Origin of the sequence: Rhodoferax sp. OV413, from assembly GCF_900104385.1 — a bacterium.
In the GTDB taxonomy this organism is placed as follows: domain Bacteria; phylum Pseudomonadota; class Gammaproteobacteria; order Burkholderiales; family Burkholderiaceae_C; genus Rhodoferax_B.
In genome coordinates this window covers 283,613-299,175 of the sequence record NZ_FNJA01000003.1, presented here as the reverse complement: position 1 = coordinate 299,175, position 15,563 = coordinate 283,613, and the positions used below count along the sequence as shown (strand labels likewise).

The 15,563-nt window shown below is 58.8% G+C and carries 16 protein-coding genes; 4 read left to right on the top strand and 12 right to left on the bottom strand.

All coding sequences use genetic code 11. The features are described from left to right. The 4 genes from recO (at position 1) to nagZ (ending at position 3,065) form a co-directional block, all read left to right on the top strand. On the top strand, positions 1 to 750 hold the full coding sequence (recO, locus tag BLT66_RS13005) for a DNA repair protein RecO (protein WP_092758139.1): 750 nt from the start codon (positions 1 to 3) through the stop codon (positions 748 to 750). Then, positions 747 to 1,514: a pyridoxine 5'-phosphate synthase gene (locus BLT66_RS13000; RefSeq protein WP_092758138.1), complete on the top strand. Its 768-nt coding sequence runs from the start codon at positions 747 to 749 to the stop codon at positions 1,512 to 1,514. Before recO ends, BLT66_RS13000 begins: the two co-directional genes overlap by 4 nt. Before the next feature lie 2 nt (positions 1,515 to 1,516). Then, entirely contained in the window at positions 1,517 to 1,933 is a 417-nt protein-coding gene (gene acpS, locus BLT66_RS12995; RefSeq protein WP_092758137.1) for a holo-ACP synthase, read from the top strand. A gap of 73 nt (positions 1,934 to 2,006) precedes the next feature. After that, a complete protein-coding gene (gene nagZ, locus BLT66_RS12990) occupies positions 2,007 to 3,065 on the top strand; it encodes a beta-N-acetylhexosaminidase (RefSeq protein ID WP_092758136.1) in 1,059 nt (352 codons plus the stop codon). A 50-nt stretch (positions 3,066 to 3,115) separates the two neighbouring features. Here the strand turns inward: nagZ and BLT66_RS12985 are convergent, their stop codons facing one another. From BLT66_RS12985 to BLT66_RS12930, 12 genes are all read right to left on the bottom strand, one after another. Beyond that, positions 3,116 to 3,904: an N-acetylmuramoyl-L-alanine amidase family protein gene (locus BLT66_RS12985; protein WP_092758135.1), complete on the bottom strand. Its 789-nt coding sequence runs from the start codon at positions 3,902 to 3,904 to the stop codon at positions 3,116 to 3,118. A 27-nt stretch (positions 3,905 to 3,931) separates the two neighbouring features. Further along, positions 3,932 to 4,384 carry a lysozyme inhibitor LprI family protein gene (locus tag BLT66_RS12980; protein ID WP_092758134.1) on the bottom strand — a complete coding sequence of 151 codons (453 nt, stop codon included), beginning with the start codon at positions 4,382 to 4,384 and terminating at the stop codon, positions 3,932 to 3,934. Between the two features lie 118 nt (positions 4,385 to 4,502). Continuing rightward, entirely contained in the window at positions 4,503 to 6,047 is a 1,545-nt protein-coding gene (gene lysS, locus BLT66_RS12975; RefSeq protein ID WP_092758133.1) for a lysine--tRNA ligase, read from the bottom strand. A gap of 70 nt (positions 6,048 to 6,117) precedes the next feature. Beyond that, complete coding sequence (locus BLT66_RS12970; protein WP_092758132.1) at positions 6,118 to 6,678, bottom strand: sugar transferase; 561 nt, start codon at positions 6,676 to 6,678, stop codon at positions 6,118 to 6,120. Then, positions 6,675 to 7,628 carry an NAD-dependent epimerase/dehydratase family protein gene (locus tag BLT66_RS12965; RefSeq protein WP_255406892.1) on the bottom strand — a complete coding sequence of 318 codons (954 nt, stop codon included), beginning with the start codon at positions 7,626 to 7,628 and terminating at the stop codon, positions 6,675 to 6,677. The genes BLT66_RS12970 and BLT66_RS12965 overlap by 4 nt, the downstream gene beginning before the upstream one ends. Continuing rightward, complete coding sequence (locus BLT66_RS27185; protein ID WP_255406891.1) at positions 7,625 to 8,422, bottom strand: glycosyltransferase family 2 protein; 798 nt, start codon at positions 8,420 to 8,422, stop codon at positions 7,625 to 7,627. The genes BLT66_RS12965 and BLT66_RS27185 overlap by 4 nt, the downstream gene beginning before the upstream one ends. Next, positions 8,391 to 9,518: a glycosyltransferase family 4 protein gene (locus BLT66_RS12955; RefSeq protein ID WP_092758130.1), complete on the bottom strand. Its 1,128-nt coding sequence runs from the start codon at positions 9,516 to 9,518 to the stop codon at positions 8,391 to 8,393. Before BLT66_RS12955 ends, BLT66_RS27185 begins: the two co-directional genes overlap by 32 nt. An 81-nt stretch (positions 9,519 to 9,599) precedes the next feature. After that, positions 9,600 to 10,679 carry a glycosyltransferase family 4 protein gene (locus BLT66_RS12950; RefSeq protein ID WP_092758129.1) on the bottom strand — a complete coding sequence of 360 codons (1,080 nt, stop codon included), beginning with the start codon at positions 10,677 to 10,679 and terminating at the stop codon, positions 9,600 to 9,602. Between the two features lie 80 nt (positions 10,680 to 10,759). After that, entirely contained in the window at positions 10,760 to 12,112 is a 1,353-nt protein-coding gene (locus BLT66_RS12945) for a flippase (protein ID WP_092758128.1), read from the bottom strand. Continuing rightward, positions 12,100 to 12,840, bottom strand: coding sequence for a class I SAM-dependent methyltransferase (locus BLT66_RS12940; protein ID WP_092758127.1), 741 nt, complete (start codon positions 12,838 to 12,840; stop codon positions 12,100 to 12,102). Before BLT66_RS12940 ends, BLT66_RS12945 begins: the two co-directional genes overlap by 13 nt. A 72-nt stretch (positions 12,841 to 12,912) precedes the next feature. After that, complete coding sequence (locus BLT66_RS12935) at positions 12,913 to 14,859, bottom strand: polysaccharide biosynthesis protein (protein WP_092758126.1); 1,947 nt, start codon at positions 14,857 to 14,859, stop codon at positions 12,913 to 12,915. Next, positions 14,859 to 15,506 carry an LON peptidase substrate-binding domain-containing protein gene (locus BLT66_RS12930; protein ID WP_369821603.1) on the bottom strand — a complete coding sequence of 216 codons (648 nt, stop codon included), beginning with the start codon at positions 15,504 to 15,506 and terminating at the stop codon, positions 14,859 to 14,861. Before BLT66_RS12930 ends, BLT66_RS12935 begins: the two co-directional genes overlap by 1 nt. Positions 15,507 to 15,563 lie beyond the last annotated feature (57 nt).

Below are 15,563 nucleotides of genomic sequence, written 5' to 3'. Positions count from 1 at the left end.
GTGGCGTCAAAACGCTTCCATGACGAGCCTGCTTACGTACTGCACCGCTACGACTGGAGCGAGTCCAGCTTGATTCTGGAGGTCTTCACCCGCCACCACGGCCGCATGGCGATTGTGGCCAAGGGGGTGAAGAAGCCGACCTCCAACTTCCGCCCCATCCTGCTGCCGCTGCAACCCCTGCGACTCTCGTTTGGCGGCGATGCGGAAATCCGCAACCTCAAAGCCGCCGAATGGGTGGGTGGCCATGTGATGCCGACCGGCGATGCGCTGCTGTCCGGCTATTACCTGAACGAGCTGCTGATGCGCCTGTTGGCGCGCGATGACCCGCATACGGCTTTATTCGATGCCTACGGCGTTGCGGTGCAGGTGCTGGCCTCCGAACATGGCGAAGCGCTGCAACCCGCGCTGCGGGCGTTTGAGCTGCTGCTGCTGCGCGAGATCGGCCTGCTGCCCCTGCTGGATGTGCAAACCATGACTTTTGAGCCCCTGCAGCCCGAAGGCCGCTACAGCTTGGTGGCCGAAGGCGGCTTGCGGCAAAGCCAGGCCGACGACCGCGCCAGCCTCAGCGGCGCGCAATGGACCTCGCTACAACAGTCGCTGCAGCCGGGCGCACCCTTTACTGCCACCTTGCGTGCCTGCGCCGAGGTGTTGAACGGGCTGAAGCCCCAGCTGCGCGCCGTGCTGCACTACCATTGCGGCATGGCAACGCTGCATACGCGGCAATTGATGATGGACTTGCAAGCCCTATGAGTAACTCTTCTGCGCGGATCGCGCTTTCCGTCAACGTCAACAAGGTCGCCCTGGTGCGCAATACCCGGCACCTGGGCATCCCCAGCGTGGCCCGCGCCGCCACGCTGTGCCTGCAGGCGGGGGCACAGGGCATTACCGTGCACCCGCGGCCCGATGCGCGGCATATCCGCCCGGACGACGTGACCGAGCTGTCGGCGCTGCTGAAAGCCTGGCCGGACCGCGAGTTCAACATCGAAGGCAATCCGTTCCAGAACCTGATGGACTTTGTGCGCCAGTGCCGGCCCCAGCAGTGCACTTTTGTTCCCGATGGCGAAGACCAGTTCACCAGCGACCACGGCTGGAACCTGGCGCAAGACGGCGAACGCCTGCGCCCGCTGATCCAAGAGGCCCAGAGCCTGGGCGTGCGTGTCAGCCTGTTCATGGACCCTGTGCCCGAGGCCATGGCGCTGGCCAAGGCCGTGGGCGCCGACCGGGTCGAGCTCTACACCGAGACTTTTGCCAGCGCCTTTGGTCAGCCGAATTTTCAAGAGGTTTTTGGGCAGTTCGTGCAGACAGGGCGGGCGGCAGCAGCTATTAATTTGGGAGTCAACGCCGGCCACGACCTGAACCGCGACAACCTGACCACCTTCTTGCGCGGCTGCCCCATGGTGCAAGAGGTGTCGATTGGCCACGCGCTGGTAGCCGACGCGCTGGAGCTGGGCTACGCCGCCACGGTGCAAAACTATCTGCGCTGCATAGACGCAGCGTTTACCGCCGGAGCCTAGGCATGATCTACGGCATCGGCACCGACATCTGCGACGTGCGCCGCATCCGTGCCAGCCTGGAGCGCCACGGCGACCGTTTCGCCGAGAAAGTGCTGTGCGAAGGCGAGCTGCGCACCTGGCGCGAACGCAGCGGGCGCTGGCCCGAGCGCGGCATCCGCTATCTGGCGACCCGCTTCAGCGCCAAGGAGGCCTTCAGCAAAGCTATTGGCATGGGCATGCGCATGCCGATGACCTGGCGCCTGTGCGAGATCGACAAGATGGCCAGCGGTCAGCCCTTCATCGTGCTGCACGGCGAGCTGAAAACCTGGTTTGAAGCGCGCCAGCTGACCGCGCATGTCACCGTGACCGACGAAACCGACTACGCCGCCAGCTTTGTGGTGGTCGAGCAGCCAGCACCACCTAATATGCCGTCAACCTAGTTTGCTATATTGTTTGTAGCTGCTGGCGCTGGAAACATATGCGCTACAGCCCTTATTTCTATAAATTTAAGCCATGCACCAACACGCACCCCTGATCATCGATATCGCCGGTACCAGCCTGACCAAGGCGGACCGCCGGCGCATCAAGCATCCGCTGACCGGCGGCATTATTTTGTTTGCCCGCAACTGGCAGGACCGCGACCAGCTGACTGCGCTGTGCCGCGATATCAAGAAGATCCGCAAGGACGTGCTGGTCTGCGTGGACCATGAAGGCGGCCGGGTGCAGCGCTTCAAGACCGACGGCTTCACCCACCTGCCGCCCATGAGTGTGCTGGGCGAGCTGTGGATGCGCGATGCGCTGCAGGCCACCAACGCCGCCACCGCCTGCGGCTATGTGCTGGCATCCGAACTGCGCGCCTGCGGCGTGGACTTCAGCTTCACCCCGGTGCTGGACCTGGACTTCGGCGAAAGCAGCGTAATCGGCAACCGCGCCTTCCACCGCGATGCCCGCGTCACCAGTATGTTGGCCAAGAGCCTGATGCACGGCCTGTTGCGTGCCGGCATGGCCAACTGCGGCAAGCACTTCCCTGGCCACGGCTTCGTCACGGCCGATTCGCACACCCACATCCCGGTGGACACGCGCAGCCTGAAAACCATCTTGGCCGACGACGCCGCGCCCTACGGCTGGCTCAACACCAGCCTGAGCAGCGTGATGCCCGCGCACGTGATCTACCCCAAGGTGGACCGGCGCCCGGCCGGCTTCTCGGCCAAGTGGCTGCAGGAGATTCTGCGCGGCACGCTGGACTTCCAGGGCGCGATCTTCAGCGACGACCTGAGCATGGCCGGCGCCCGCCAGATCGACGGCCGGGACGTCAGCTATACCGATGCCAGCATCGCCGCGCTGCAGGCCGGCTGCGACCTGGTGTTGCTGTGCAACCAGAGCCTGGGCGACGGCCAGGAAGTGGATGCCCTGCTGGCCGGTATGACCGAAGCCCAGCTCAAGGGCCGCTGGCAACCCGACGAGGCCAGCGAAGCCCGACGCCAGGCCTTGCTGCCGGCGGCGCCAGCGCCAGACTGGGAGCACCTGATGACCCAGCCGGCCTACATGCAGGCGCTGTGGCTGGTGCCCTGAAATACTATTAATTTTGTAGCTGCTAGCCCAGGTAACCTATGTGCTAGAGCTTAATTCGGCGTTGGGGTAAGAGCCCTATGCTGAAACTTGTCGACAGCTGCCACGATCGCCTGAACGATGGCATCTTGCTTGGCGTTGTCGGCCACGTATTTTTCGTCCTCTGCGTCCACGATCACACCCACCTCCAGCAGCACGGCAGGCACCGTGGTTTTTCGCAAAACCAGTAGCTCGTCAAATCTGTAAATGCCCAACTGGGCATCGAGAAGTTCGCGGTTCTCGCCTGCAATGGGTTCGGCGTGGTGCAGCGTGGGATGGCGCCCCAGTGCGAGCAATGCCTGCCCCAGCAGCTTGGCAAACTGCTGGCTTTGCGCAAACCTGGGATTGAGTTGGGACACAAAGATCGAGTAACCGGCAATCGGCTGAACCGTCTGGTAGGCGGGTGTGCCGTTGACTTGGGTCTTGGTCAGGTATTTCAGTTGCGCCGAGTCGTGGTGCAACGCTAAAAATAAGTCTGCCTGTCGGGCATTTGCCAGTTCGGCGCGCCCGTCCAGGCTGATTTCTTCGGTGGGTGCGCGCGTGAGCACTACCTGCACGCCAGTGGCCTGTAAAGCTTTGGCCAGTTTTGCGCTCAGTGCATCGTTGTAGCTGACTTCGTGGATGCCCTTGACGCCCAAAGCACCGGCTTGCTTGGGGGTGTGGCCGGGGTCTATAACGATGACGAATGGTTTGTCTGCGGTGCGCGGTGCGTCCGCTGCATCACAAGCTGCGGCGTATGTAAAAAAAGCGCACAGACACAAAAATGCCTGTGCGCTGCGTGCTTTTAAATAGCGCGACAACATGTGTTTCCGCCTATCCGTTCAAGCGGCTTATTCCCACGATTTTTTGGCGATAGCGGTGTCGTTGCACGTGCCGGTTTTGCACTCGCGGGCACGGTCGCGCAGGTATTCGGCGCGCTCACGGTTGAGTTTGTAGTTGCAGCTGACGTCGATGGAGCCAGAGCGCTCGCAAGACGCATCCCGGTATTTGATCCACTCGCGTTGTGTTGCCGTCAGCTGCTGTTTGACGTTGTCTTTGAGCGGTTTGCGCAGCTCGGTGTACACGGCGTTCAGCTCTTTGTCGGACTCTAAAAACAACTTGGCGACGCAATAAGTTTTGTCATAGCTGGTTTTGAACTTGTCGCAGCTGTCGGTGTCATCCGCGTGGGCAAATTGCGCCGAGAAAACCAAGCTCGCAGCCAACGAAGCCAAAGTCAAAAATTTCATAAATTCTCCGAATGTAGGACTGGGAATTATGGGCGATTCGCACACGGTGGAAGCCATGCGCTAGCTCCCGTCCATCGCATCTTTATGCGGTAGGTAGTAGCCACGTGTGCACTACTATTTTTATAGCTGCTAGCGCAGGTACTATCTGCGCTAGCGCTCTATTACAAGGTGAAAATCAAGACTCGCGGCGCAGCGCCGGGAAGAGGATCACGTCGCGGATGCTGGCGCTGTCGGTCAGCAGCATCATCAGCCGGTCGATGCCGATGCCGCAGCCGCCGGTGGGCGGCATGCCGTATTCCAGGGCCCGCACAAAGTCAGCATCAAAATGCATGGCTTCGTCGTCGCCGCTGTCCTTGGCATTCACCTGGGCTTGGAAGCGCGCGGCCTGGTCTTCGGCATCGTTCAGCTCGCTGAAGCCGTTGCCGAATTCGCGGCCGGTGATGTACAGCTCGAAGCGCTCGGTGACTTCCGGGCGGTCGTCGTTGGCGCGGGCCAGCGGCGAGATCTCGGTCGGGTGTTCCATGATGAAGGTCGGCTGCCAGAGCTTTTCTTCCACGGTTTCCTCGAAGTACAGCACCTGCAGGCTGGCCAGGCTGCGGCCGGCGAGCTTGTTCTTGGCCTCGGTCAGGCCCAGCTTCTTCACTGCATTGGTCAGCCAGGTGGCATCGAACACGTTTTCGCCGGCTTCGGTGTACTTCTGGATGGCTTCGACGATGGTCAGGCGTTCGAACGGCTGGCTCAGGTCGACCGGCTTGCCGGCGTACGTGAGCTGCAGCGAACCGGTAGCGCGCTGGGCCGCATCGCGGATCAGCTTTTCGGTGTAGTCCATCAGGTCCTGGTAGTTCCAGTAGGCTGCGTAGAACTCCATCATGGTGAACTCGGGGTTGTGCCGCACCGAGATGCCTTCGTTGCGGTAGCTGCGGTTGATCTCGAACACGCGGTCAAAACCACCGACGATCAGGCGCTTCAGGTACAACTCGGGCGCGATGCGCAGGAACATCTCCTGGTCCAGCGCGTTGTGGTGCGTCTTGAAAGGCTTGGCATTGGCGCCACCCGGGATCGGGTGCAGCATCGGCGTTTCGACTTCCAGGAAGTCGTGGCCCACCATGAATTCGCGCAAGGCGCTGACGGCCTTGCTGCGCGCCAGGAAGCGCTTGCGCGCTTCCACATCGGTCATCAGATCGACGTAGCGCTGGCGGTACTTGGTTTCCTGGTCGGCCATGCCGTGGAACTTGTCGGGCATGGGCCGCAGGCTTTTGGTGAGCAGCCGCACGCTGGTCGCGTGGATCGACAGCTCACCGGTCTTGGTCTTGAACACCGTGCCTTCGGCAGCCACGATGTCGCCCAGGTCCCAGTGCTTGAAGCTGGCGTACAGCTCGGGCCCGACGTCTTCGCCCTTGACGTAGATCTGGATACGGCCGCCGGTGTCGCCCAGCGACGCATCTTGCAGCGTGCAGAAGCTGGCCTTGCCCATCACGCGCTTGAGCATCATCCGGCCGGCGACCTTGGCGGTTACGCCCAGTGCTGCGAGCTCTTCGGTGGACTGGCTGTTGAAGCGCTCAAACAGGCTGGCCGCGTTGTCGGTCGGCTTGAAGTCGTTGGGGAACGCAACCCCTTTGCCCTCGACCTGTTGCTGGCGAATGGCTTTGAGCTTCTCGCGGCGCTCCAGGATCAGCTGGTTTTCGTCTTGGGCTACGGCAGGGGTGGTGTTTTCAGACATGGGAGGCGTTTGGAATGGAAAAGGGCGGGTTGCGCCGAACCCATGATTCTAAAACGCCGGCCGCCCGGCTTTAATGGGTGATGCCGTCGCGGCGTACCACCTTGAAGAATGTCTTGGCCAGGATTTGCAGATCCAGCCGGAAAGACTGGTGCTGCAGGTAGTAGGCGTCGAGTTCCACCTTGGCCGGAATCGGCAGCTCGTCGCGGCCATGGATTTGCGCCCAGCCGGTCAGGCCCGGCACCAGGGTGTGAACACCTTTGGCAGTGCGCAGCGCCACTAGATCGTCTTGGTTGAACAGCGCCGGCCGCGGCCCGACAAAGCCCATATCGCCTTTCAGGATGCTCCACAGCTGGGGTAGTTCGTCCAGGCTGCTTTTGCGCAGGAAGCTGCCGATCGGCGTGAGGTAGCTATCGGGATTTGCTAGTAAATGTGTAGCTACTGCCGGCGTTCCAATCTGCATAGAACGGAACTTTGGCATAGAGAAAATGCGGTTGTTTTTGCCAACGCGGTTGGACCAGTAGAGCACCGGGCCGGGGGAGGTGAGGCGTACCGCCAGGGCTACCAGTAGCAAAGGAAACGCCAGCACCAGCAAGGCCAGCAAGGCCAGGAACAGATCGAAAGCCCGCTTCATTTGCGGTATCCGGCCACAGCGCGGCGCAGGCCCTCATCAACGCTGACAGGCGGCGCCCAGCCCAGCAGGGTGCGGGCCTTGGCAATATCGAGCTGCAGGTTGCCGCACAGGCGCTGGGCTGCACCCTGCTGGCCGAGCATGGCGGCGCCAGCCATGAGCATCCAGGCAGGTACGGGCAACAAGCGTGCTGGGCGCTCCATGGCCAGGGCAATGCGTTGCACCAGCTCTTTGGTGGACAGATCTTCGCCGTCGCTGGCCATGAAGATCTGGTTGGCGGCAGCGGGGTGGGTCAGGGCGGTGGTGATCAGGTCTACCAGGTTGTCCACCGATACCAGGCTGCGCTGGTTGTCCATGGCGCCCAGGGGCAAAGGAATGCCACGGGCAACAGCCGCTGCCAATGCCGCGAAATTGGCTTGAACCCCCGGGCCGTAGACCAGCGGCGGGCGGAGGATGGTCAGCTCCAAGCCGGTGGTTTGGGCGATTTTCTGCAAGCCTTGTTCTGTTTCCAGTTTGCTGATGCCATAAGGCCCTTGGGGCGCCACGGGGCTGCTTTCGCTGAACGCCTGCCGGGCAGCTGTGGCCTCACCGTTCACCTTGGCCGAGCTCATGTAGACCAGGCGCTTGACGCCGGCCTGCGCGGCCATCTGCGCCAGGCGCGTGCTGCCTGCTACGTTGATTTGCCTAAACGCCAGCAAGGGGTCGGCTGCTGGCTCGTTCACAACGTGTACACGGGCCGCCAGATGGACGACGGTATCGATGCCGGCCAAGGCCGCATGCCAGTCGGTGTCTGCACTGAGATCGGCGACCAGGACTGTTTCTATGCCCGCAGGGATTCGGTCGGGTACCAGCTGGCGCACTGCTGCACGCGGCATGAACTGCGGCAAAGTTTGCAGATGGGCCAGCAAGGCGCGGCCTATCAGTCCGGTGGCACCGGTAACCAGTACTTTCACGGGCGAACATACTCCAATAATTTGAACGGATATTTGGACAGGATTTTGAACCAGTTGGTGGGGATATTGTTGTCCCGGCAGGCTTGCATAACTTCGCGGTTCAACAGCACCGTGCTGCGCCAGCCCCGCGTGCTGACGCCGCCTGTCTGCATGTGGACCAGAATTTCCGGCAGGTAGCGGTAGCGCAGGTCTGGACGCTGGAATGTGCGTGCCACCCATTCGAAATCGCCCGCAATCCGGTAGTTCTTTTTGAAGCTGCCGGCATCTGCGAAAAGAGTTCGTCGCACAAACATGGAGGGATGGGCGGGCATCCAGCCCCATCCTATCAAGCCAGGTCTGAACCGGTCGGAGCGGTAGCGGCGAATGAGCTGGTCAGGATGGGCGGGGTGGAAGAAGGCCACATCGCCAAAAACGATATCCAGTGCTGCGTCGCCAAACATCTGCTGGATGGTGGCCAGCACGATATCGTGGGCATAGCGGTCGTCCGCATTCAGGAAGCCCACGATATCGCCGGTCGCTGCGGCGATACCTTTGTTCATAGCATCGTAGATGCCGTGGTCGGGCTCGGACACCAGGGTTTGCACATGGCCACCATGTCGACGGACTTGCGCCACCGTGTCGTCTTTGGATGCCCCGTCAATCACGATATGTTCAATCTCGACGCCGGATTGGCTGGCCACCGAGCGCAGCGTATCGGCTATGGTGGCGGCGCTGTTGTAGGTGACGGTGATAATGCTGATTATCATGGAGGCAACGGCAGATTCATTGGGCGAGCGTTGCCCGGTAGATGCCAACCGTTTCCTCGGCGCAGCGACGCCATGAATACTGATTTCTGCACACTTTCCCACGTTCGACCAGTTCGGTGGAGGCAGCGTTTGAATTGAGTACGCCTTCCAGGGCCTGGCGGATGGAGTCGATATCGTTGGGATCAAAAAATGCCGCGGCATTTCCGACCACTTCGGGTATAGAGCTGGTGTTGCTGCATGCCACAGGGCAGTCCATGGACATAGCCTCCAGCGGTGGAATGCCGAAGCCCTCATACAACGATGGATAGACGAACAAGGCTGCGTGGCGGTAACACGATGCCAGAACGGTGTCGGAGCCGCCCATTTGCCGTACGCGGTGTGAGGCGGGTGTGCTGGCAATCAAGGCTTGCTCCGCTTCGCTGAAAGCGCCCCCCCCAAAGCACAGCAGATCAAAATTACAGGTGAGCCGGGGCGACGCGCTGTAGGCCTTGAGCAGAGCTGCAAAGTTTTTATAGCCCGCCCTGTGTCCCACAAAGAGGATGTAGGGTGTATCGGCTCCGAGTGCGCGGGTCCGGAAGTTCTGGGCGGTTTCGTTGGGCAGTAATTGATCGAGCGCATCGAAGCCGAGGTGCGTAACCGATACGCGCTCGGGTGGTATGTTGTTGTAGTGCTCCAGCAGATCTTTACGGGTGTTTTCGGAGATGCAGATGATCTTGTCGGCATGGGCCACTGCGCGCTTTTTCCAGCGGGCAATCGGGTCGCGTGGAGAGAAGTGCTGTGGGTACTTCTCGTGGATCATGTCGTAAACCGTGAGTACGTTCTTTGCCGGCCCCGGTAGATGGCAGTAGGGGTAGTAGTAGGTCCTGTGCAGGATGTCGGAACCTGTGTAGCGCTGTATCAATCCGGCGCCGAGCAAGCTGGCAGCCCGGAACAATGGCTGGGGTGCATCGGTCGCAGGCGTTTTTGCCCCGCATAGCAAATCATCGGGCAACGCCTTCAGATATTCGTTGCAATGCAAGGGGGCCAAGATTTTTGCTTGTACGTCGGCGCGAGCATGCATTTCCTTGGCGATGCTGGCAAAGTAGCGAGAAATGCCCCCGACAGCCTGGGAGCAAAAAATCTGCGAGTCGAAATTTACGCGCATAAATACGGCTAAGAAGTCAGGTGCTAACTTTTACTTTGGGGATGGGCGAGTGTGTTGCTGCCGACTTGCATCGCTCTGAAATCAAGCAGGAGATTTCGTATGCAGCAGCGCAACCAGGGTGTGGAAGGCCGAACTATAAGCGGCGGAGGTGTACCCCTGTGCCAAACCCAGAGACACGTTCTGGGCATATTGCAGTCTGGCGTGGTCCCAGCTCGCGACCTGTTGCAGCGCCTGGGCCAGAGCCTCGGCGGACATGTCGTGGAAAACAAATCCATTGATACCCGAGCGAACGAGGTCGTCTGATGCGCCCACCCAGCGCGAGGTGATGAGCAGGCTGCCGCTGGCGGCCGCTTCACAAACGACGGTACCCCAGTGGTCCTCCCTGCTGGGTAGTACCAGGCAACGGGCTTCTTGCATGCGTTGCGCCGTCACTCTGGCTTGCGCAAATCCTTCAAATACGATGCCATCCCCATGGCATTGGTCTCGCATGGGGCCGTTGCCCAAGATGCGCAGAGTCCAAGTTCCGCCAGACTGTCGATATTGTCTAAATGCTTCCAGCAGGATATCAACCCCTTTGCGGGGAATCAGTTGGCCTACGAACAGGAACTCCTTCTGCCGATCCGATATGGTCGGGCCCACTGTATATATGCTCTCGAATGCGCCGTAATACCCGGTAAAAATGCGATCGGCAGGCATGCCCAGAAAGCGCATTAACTTAGTCGCAGAATGCCCGGGAACCAGGGCCGCATCGAAATGCTGCCTTAGCCAGAGGCGAAACCACAGTGCGCCCGCGATTTGGCGCAGATTGCCTTTGAAACTGTTGTCGACGGCAACGATAACTTTGGCCCCGCGTTGGCGCATCCATCGGTCAAAACGCAACCAACCCTTGTGTGCCCAGCCAGTGTGAATGATGAGATTGCGGTCGGCGAACTCATGCCTTCGCTCCCAGATGTCGTCGGGATGTGCAAGCCATTCAACCTGGTGGCCAAGCAGGTCTTCAAGCCCTTCGAATGGAACGGCTGCGCGGGTTCCTAACAAGACCAACTGGCCTCCGAACAGGTCAACCACTTGTTTGGTCATCAGACCGCAGGGGGGGAATCCCTCCCAGAAGATCAAGGGGCGCAAGTCGGATGGCTTGGTCAGAGCGGATATATCGATCACTTAGGTGGGTCCAGGGTGTTGTTGATGTACACGATGGCTTCTTTCACGCCATAGCAGCGCAAGATGGCTGTGATTGTTTGCTATGCAGTGGGCGTTCGCCATCGCGTAGGCCAAAAAGCCCGTAGTTGCAATTTAAGTATCTGCGGAGCAAAAAATGCATTCGATGCCACTACAGAGAAAAATTGCGCTAGTACCGTGATGAAGGCGGAGCCTTGTATGCCCATTTGGGGGATTAATAGGTAATTGCCTACTATGCTGACGACGGCTCCTAAAGCCGTTCGGTAAAGGGTTAATTTTCCTTTTCCCTCATTGATGAGCCATAAACCTTGCGCGACTCCCATGAATATAAATATATTGGAGAATATGTGGATGGTGAGAACGTGAGCTGAAGCTGCGTATCTGGGGCCATACATCAGCTCAATGATGACTCCGGATAACAGGGCTACGGTGAGTGCGATTGCAGTAGACAGGGCGGCGAAGACGCGAAACATCAAAAATATGGCGTGCATGTATGCATCTTCGTTGTCGAGTTTTTTTCTCGCAATGTAGGGTGCAAGCGCTGTGGCCAAGGTAATGGGAATGACATTCCATATTTGAGATAGAGAAACTGCGGCCGAATAAAAACCAAGCTCGGTTTCATCTAGCATTTCGCGGATCATGATTTGATCGATCCGCATATATAGCAATGCAGCCAATCCACTCAGCATGAACGGCCAGGATTGACTTAAAAGTTCTTTGCTAACATGAAGGTTGAAATGCCAGCGCTGGGCGGTTGGAAATCTTCTGTAGATACCCGCAAGGGCTATGGCCAACAAGACGGCATCCAACAGGGTTGCCAGGGCATACATCCACAAGGGCGCATCCAACACAATGAATGCGATGCGTGCCGAGTTGGCTATCGCATATGAGACAAGTTTTGCTGCAACGGTGCGGCTATTTTTGCCTTGGCATTGAAACCACAAGTCGATGGTGTCAGCACTTTGAAATACCAGGCTCATGCCGATAAGCGCAACCATTTGAAGCGCCGTGTTGTCGTCGGGGCGCAATACCCAGATACTGCCGATGGCAATAAGCCAACACAACAGGCCTGCTAATAACCTTAGTCGGAAGGCCGTTCCCAGTATGAGTGCTGCATGACCCGGATTACGTGCCAGGTCTCTAACTACGATTCCGTCCAATCCTAAATTGGCAATTCCTTGGAAGAGCGCGATGAAGGTGATGGCGTAGGCCAGTTCTCCAAAGGCATGCGGACCAAGGTTGCGGGCTACCCAGGCACCTACGGTGAGTGCGAGTACCAAGCGGATTAATTTGTCGAATAGGAGCCAAAGCGAATTGGCTGCAAACAGGAACGCACCGGGGCGTTTTGCCAGATAGGTTTGTAAAGATCCAGGTAGCCCGTATATCCACCGTCCGTAATTGCTTAATCGAGACATGTGGATGCAGTTGTTGCATTGCTTCTTCGTAGCACAGCCAAGAGATTAGGGGAGAAGGTGACGGGCATTCCGCCCATGAACAGATGCTTGATGACCGTGCCAACGGCCCAGCGAACGGGGTTTCCAACTGCAAGGAGAAGGCGCCGGGGCATGCTGGTTCCTTGCACTGGCTGACATGGACCACCTAGTGCGATGACTTCGAAACCAGCTAGTTGGGCGACTTGCCTGAGCATCATTTGGCCTATCGCCGTTGTATGGGTGACATCGCCATTTTGTATAGGCATCGAAAATGGGTTGTCGCCATTCGGGAACCTCAACATCAACAATGTTTGCGGGTTGCAGATCTTGCCCAAAGAACTTAAAAAAGCAACGAGTGAGTTGCGGTCGATATGCTCCAGTACGTCAAAGGCTGTAATTAAGTCGTATGGTTTTTGTAGTGAGTTGAAAGAGAAGTCGCTGACGTTATTCCTGGCTACGTAGCCATGCTTGGCGGCCCGGGCAATCAATCTGTCGTTAATTTCGACTCCATCGCATTGCCAACCTTGATTGCGGCACCATCCTAAAAATGCACCATTGCCAAATCCAATGTCCAGCACGTGCAGATGCTGTGAGGCGGTCAATCCATATCGCTTTAATTCGGCACTGTAGTAAGCCGCCTGTTCCGAAGTAAAGGAACCAAATGCAGCTTCATCCCAGCCTTGCGTAATTTCATAGTTTTCGTAGCTCATGGATGGATTGCGAAGTGAATGTGCCGGCTAGATTTCTGAACAGCGGTGGCATCAACACCATTCAGGAATTGATTACTCGGAAACATCAATATTCGCCGGTTGATAGTTTTGCACCAAATTTTGTAGCAAGGTTTTGACAAGTTCTAGGTCATTGCTGCTGGATGCCTGCTTCAATTCTTGGAGTTGTTGTTCAAGCACAGTCCACGCCACAAACTCTTCTCGCGCCTTCATGATGCGTGCGTGCTCCGTCACTTCGGGATTGTCGCCAATCAGCAGCTCTTCATACAGCTTCTCACCCGGGCGCAAACCAGTGATGGCAACCTCGATGTCTCCATCGGGCCTATCGGCGTCGCGAACGCTCAGGCCCGATAGCGCCACCATACGGTATGCCAGGTCCAGAATTTTCACGGGCCGGCCCATTTCCAGCACGAACACATCTCCGCCATGGGCCATCGCACCTGCTTGCAGCACCAGTTGAGCGGCTTCCGGGATGGTCATGAAGTAGCGGGTCACTTCTGGATGGGTGACGGTCAGTGGGCCGCCTTGCGCGAGCTGGCTCCGAAACAAGGGCACAACACTGCCGCTGGAACCGAGCACGTTGCCAAAGCGCACCATCGCGAAGATGGTGTGGTTGGATACCCCCGTGGGGGCCGATTTTTCGCAAAACTGCACTGCTTCGCTGGCGGCCAGGGCTTGCAGAATCATTTCTGCGATCCGCTTGCTGGCGCCCATGACATTGGTCGGGCGCACTGCCTTGTCGGTGGAGACCAAGACAAAATGGCCAACCCCGTTCTCCATGGCAGCACGCGCCATATTCAGGGTGCCGAATACATTGTTCAGAATGCCTTCGGCCGGGTTGCTTTCTACCAGCGGTACATGCTTGTAAGCCGCGGCATGGTAGACCGTGGCGGGCCTGTATTGGCTGCAAATGCCGGAAACGCGGGCATGGCTTGTAACGCTGCCAAGCAACGGCACCAGCTCTACGGCCAGTCCCAGTGCCGAGCAAAGACCTTGCAGCTCGGCATGGACGGTGTAAAGCCCAAACTCATTGTGGTCCAGTAGCAGCAAACGTGTAGGGCGCTCCAACACAATCTGTCGGCACAGCTCGCTGCCAATGCTGCCGCCGGCTCCGGTGACGAGCACGGTTTTACCGGTCAGATTTCGGGCCAGCAATGCGGGGTTGGGGGGAATGGGTTCCCGGCCTAAAAGATCTTCAATGTCCAGCTCACGGATGTCCTGTACCGTCACCCTTCCGCTGGCCAGGTCGGACATGCTCGGCAGGGTGCGCACATGGACCGGTAGAGTTTGCAGTGTCTGGAGGATTTCGTTGCGGCGCTCCCGGCTCACGCTGGGAATGGCCAATAGGATGTCGGTAATGTTTTCCTGGCGGACCAGGTTGGGGATTTGCGACGGTCCATACACGCGCACGCCATTGATGCTGCGGCCGGCTTTGGCTGGGTCGTCGTCTACAAAACCCAGTACCGAATAGGTACGCGTACTTCCCAGTGCGGCGGCCGTCTGTGCACCGGCTTCGCCCGCACCGTAAATCAGCAACCGCGCGTCGTTATGGCGCGCATCGTTACTCAGGCCGGCCAGCCAGAAGCGGGCGATCGAGCGGCTAGTGCCTACCAGCAGCAAGAAAATCAGGGGCTGCAAAATGCCCACGCTGCGGGGTATCACCTCCCACCGCATCCATTGCATCCACAGCAAGGTGCCCAAAAGCCACAGGGTGTAGATGCCCACGGCCTTGGCAGTGGCCGTCAGTGCGGCCATGCCGGTGTAGCGAAAAATGGCGCGGTACAGTCCAAAGCGAATAAAGATGGGCACTGACAAAACCGGTCCCAGCGCGTACACCACCCATTGGATGCCTTCGGGCCAATGCAGCCTGTCGAGGCGCAAAGTGAACGCCAGCCACATGGCCACCAGTGCCAGGGCGACATCGAGCGAGACCACGACCAGGCGCTTAGTGGAGCGAGACCAGTCCAATATGGCCTGGTGGTTCAATAAGAAAACTGGCATTACTCGGGGCGTTGGTCGGCGGGATGGGCTTTGGCCAATACATCCGCCACCAGCTCCAAACGTACCAGGGGGCTTTCCAGTGCCATCAGGTTGTGCTTCAAAGACAAGGGCAAAGGCAGCACCTCGCACCAGCGGTTGGCCACCCAGCCGCAATCATCCAACTGCAGTGGGGCCAAAATGGGGAATCTATTCTCTGCCACGTGCTGCTCACGCAATGTCTCGATCAATTGGCCGAGCGCGGCGGAGGTACGCTTCAGATCTTCAGGCACTGGCGTCAGCGCATCCGCATCCAGCAGTTCCACATCGCCCATCCATAAGCCATTGGCGAGCTGGTGGCTGCTGCTCAAGCGAAAGCGCTCCGTGCCTACGCAGTCGACCATCATCAAGCCAGGTTGCGGGGCTTCGAAATGGCTGATGCGGGCCAACGTGCCCACGGGGTGAAAACTGTCCGCAGGCACGCCAGGGCGACGGACTTCGGAGCCCTGCACCAGCGAGACCACGCCGAACGGTGTGCCTGCTTTGCGGCATTGCTCAATCATGTGGAGATAGCGCACCTCAAAAATGCGCAGAGGCAGCACACCACCCGGAAACAGCACGGTTTCCAAGGGGAACAGCGGGAGCTGGGATAAGACGCGGGGTGTGGACAAGGCGGTATCTGTACAAGCAAGGACAGGCGCTATCATCCCATGACCCGAATAGGCGCT

Coding starts and splice junctions, on each gene's coding strand:
- BLT66_RS12955 (WP_092758130.1), bottom strand. CDS start 9,518: ATGCGCGTAAATTTCGACTCGCAGATTTTTTGCTCCCAGGCTGTCGGG.
- BLT66_RS12985 (WP_092758135.1), bottom strand. CDS start 3,904: ATGTTGTCGCGCTATTTAAAAGCACGCAGCGCACAGGCATTTTTGTGT.
- BLT66_RS12980 (WP_092758134.1), bottom strand. CDS start 4,384: ATGGCTTCCACCGTGTGCGAATCGCCCATAATTCCCAGTCCTACATTC.
- BLT66_RS12945 (WP_092758128.1), bottom strand. CDS start 12,112: ATGTCTCGATTAAGCAATTACGGACGGTGGATATACGGGCTACCTGGA.
- BLT66_RS12940 (WP_092758127.1), bottom strand. CDS start 12,840: ATGAGCTACGAAAACTATGAAATTACGCAAGGCTGGGATGAAGCTGCA.
- BLT66_RS13000 (WP_092758138.1), top strand. CDS start 747: ATGAGTAACTCTTCTGCGCGGATCGCGCTTTCCGTCAACGTCAACAAG.
- lysS (WP_092758133.1), bottom strand. CDS start 6,047: ATGTCTGAAAACACCACCCCTGCCGTAGCCCAAGACGAAAACCAGCTG.
- acpS (WP_092758137.1), top strand. CDS start 1,517: ATGATCTACGGCATCGGCACCGACATCTGCGACGTGCGCCGCATCCGT.
- BLT66_RS12935 (WP_092758126.1), bottom strand. CDS start 14,859: ATGCCAGTTTTCTTATTGAACCACCAGGCCATATTGGACTGGTCTCGC.
- BLT66_RS12970 (WP_092758132.1), bottom strand. CDS start 6,678: ATGAAGCGGGCTTTCGATCTGTTCCTGGCCTTGCTGGCCTTGCTGGTG.
- nagZ (WP_092758136.1), top strand. CDS start 2,007: ATGCACCAACACGCACCCCTGATCATCGATATCGCCGGTACCAGCCTG.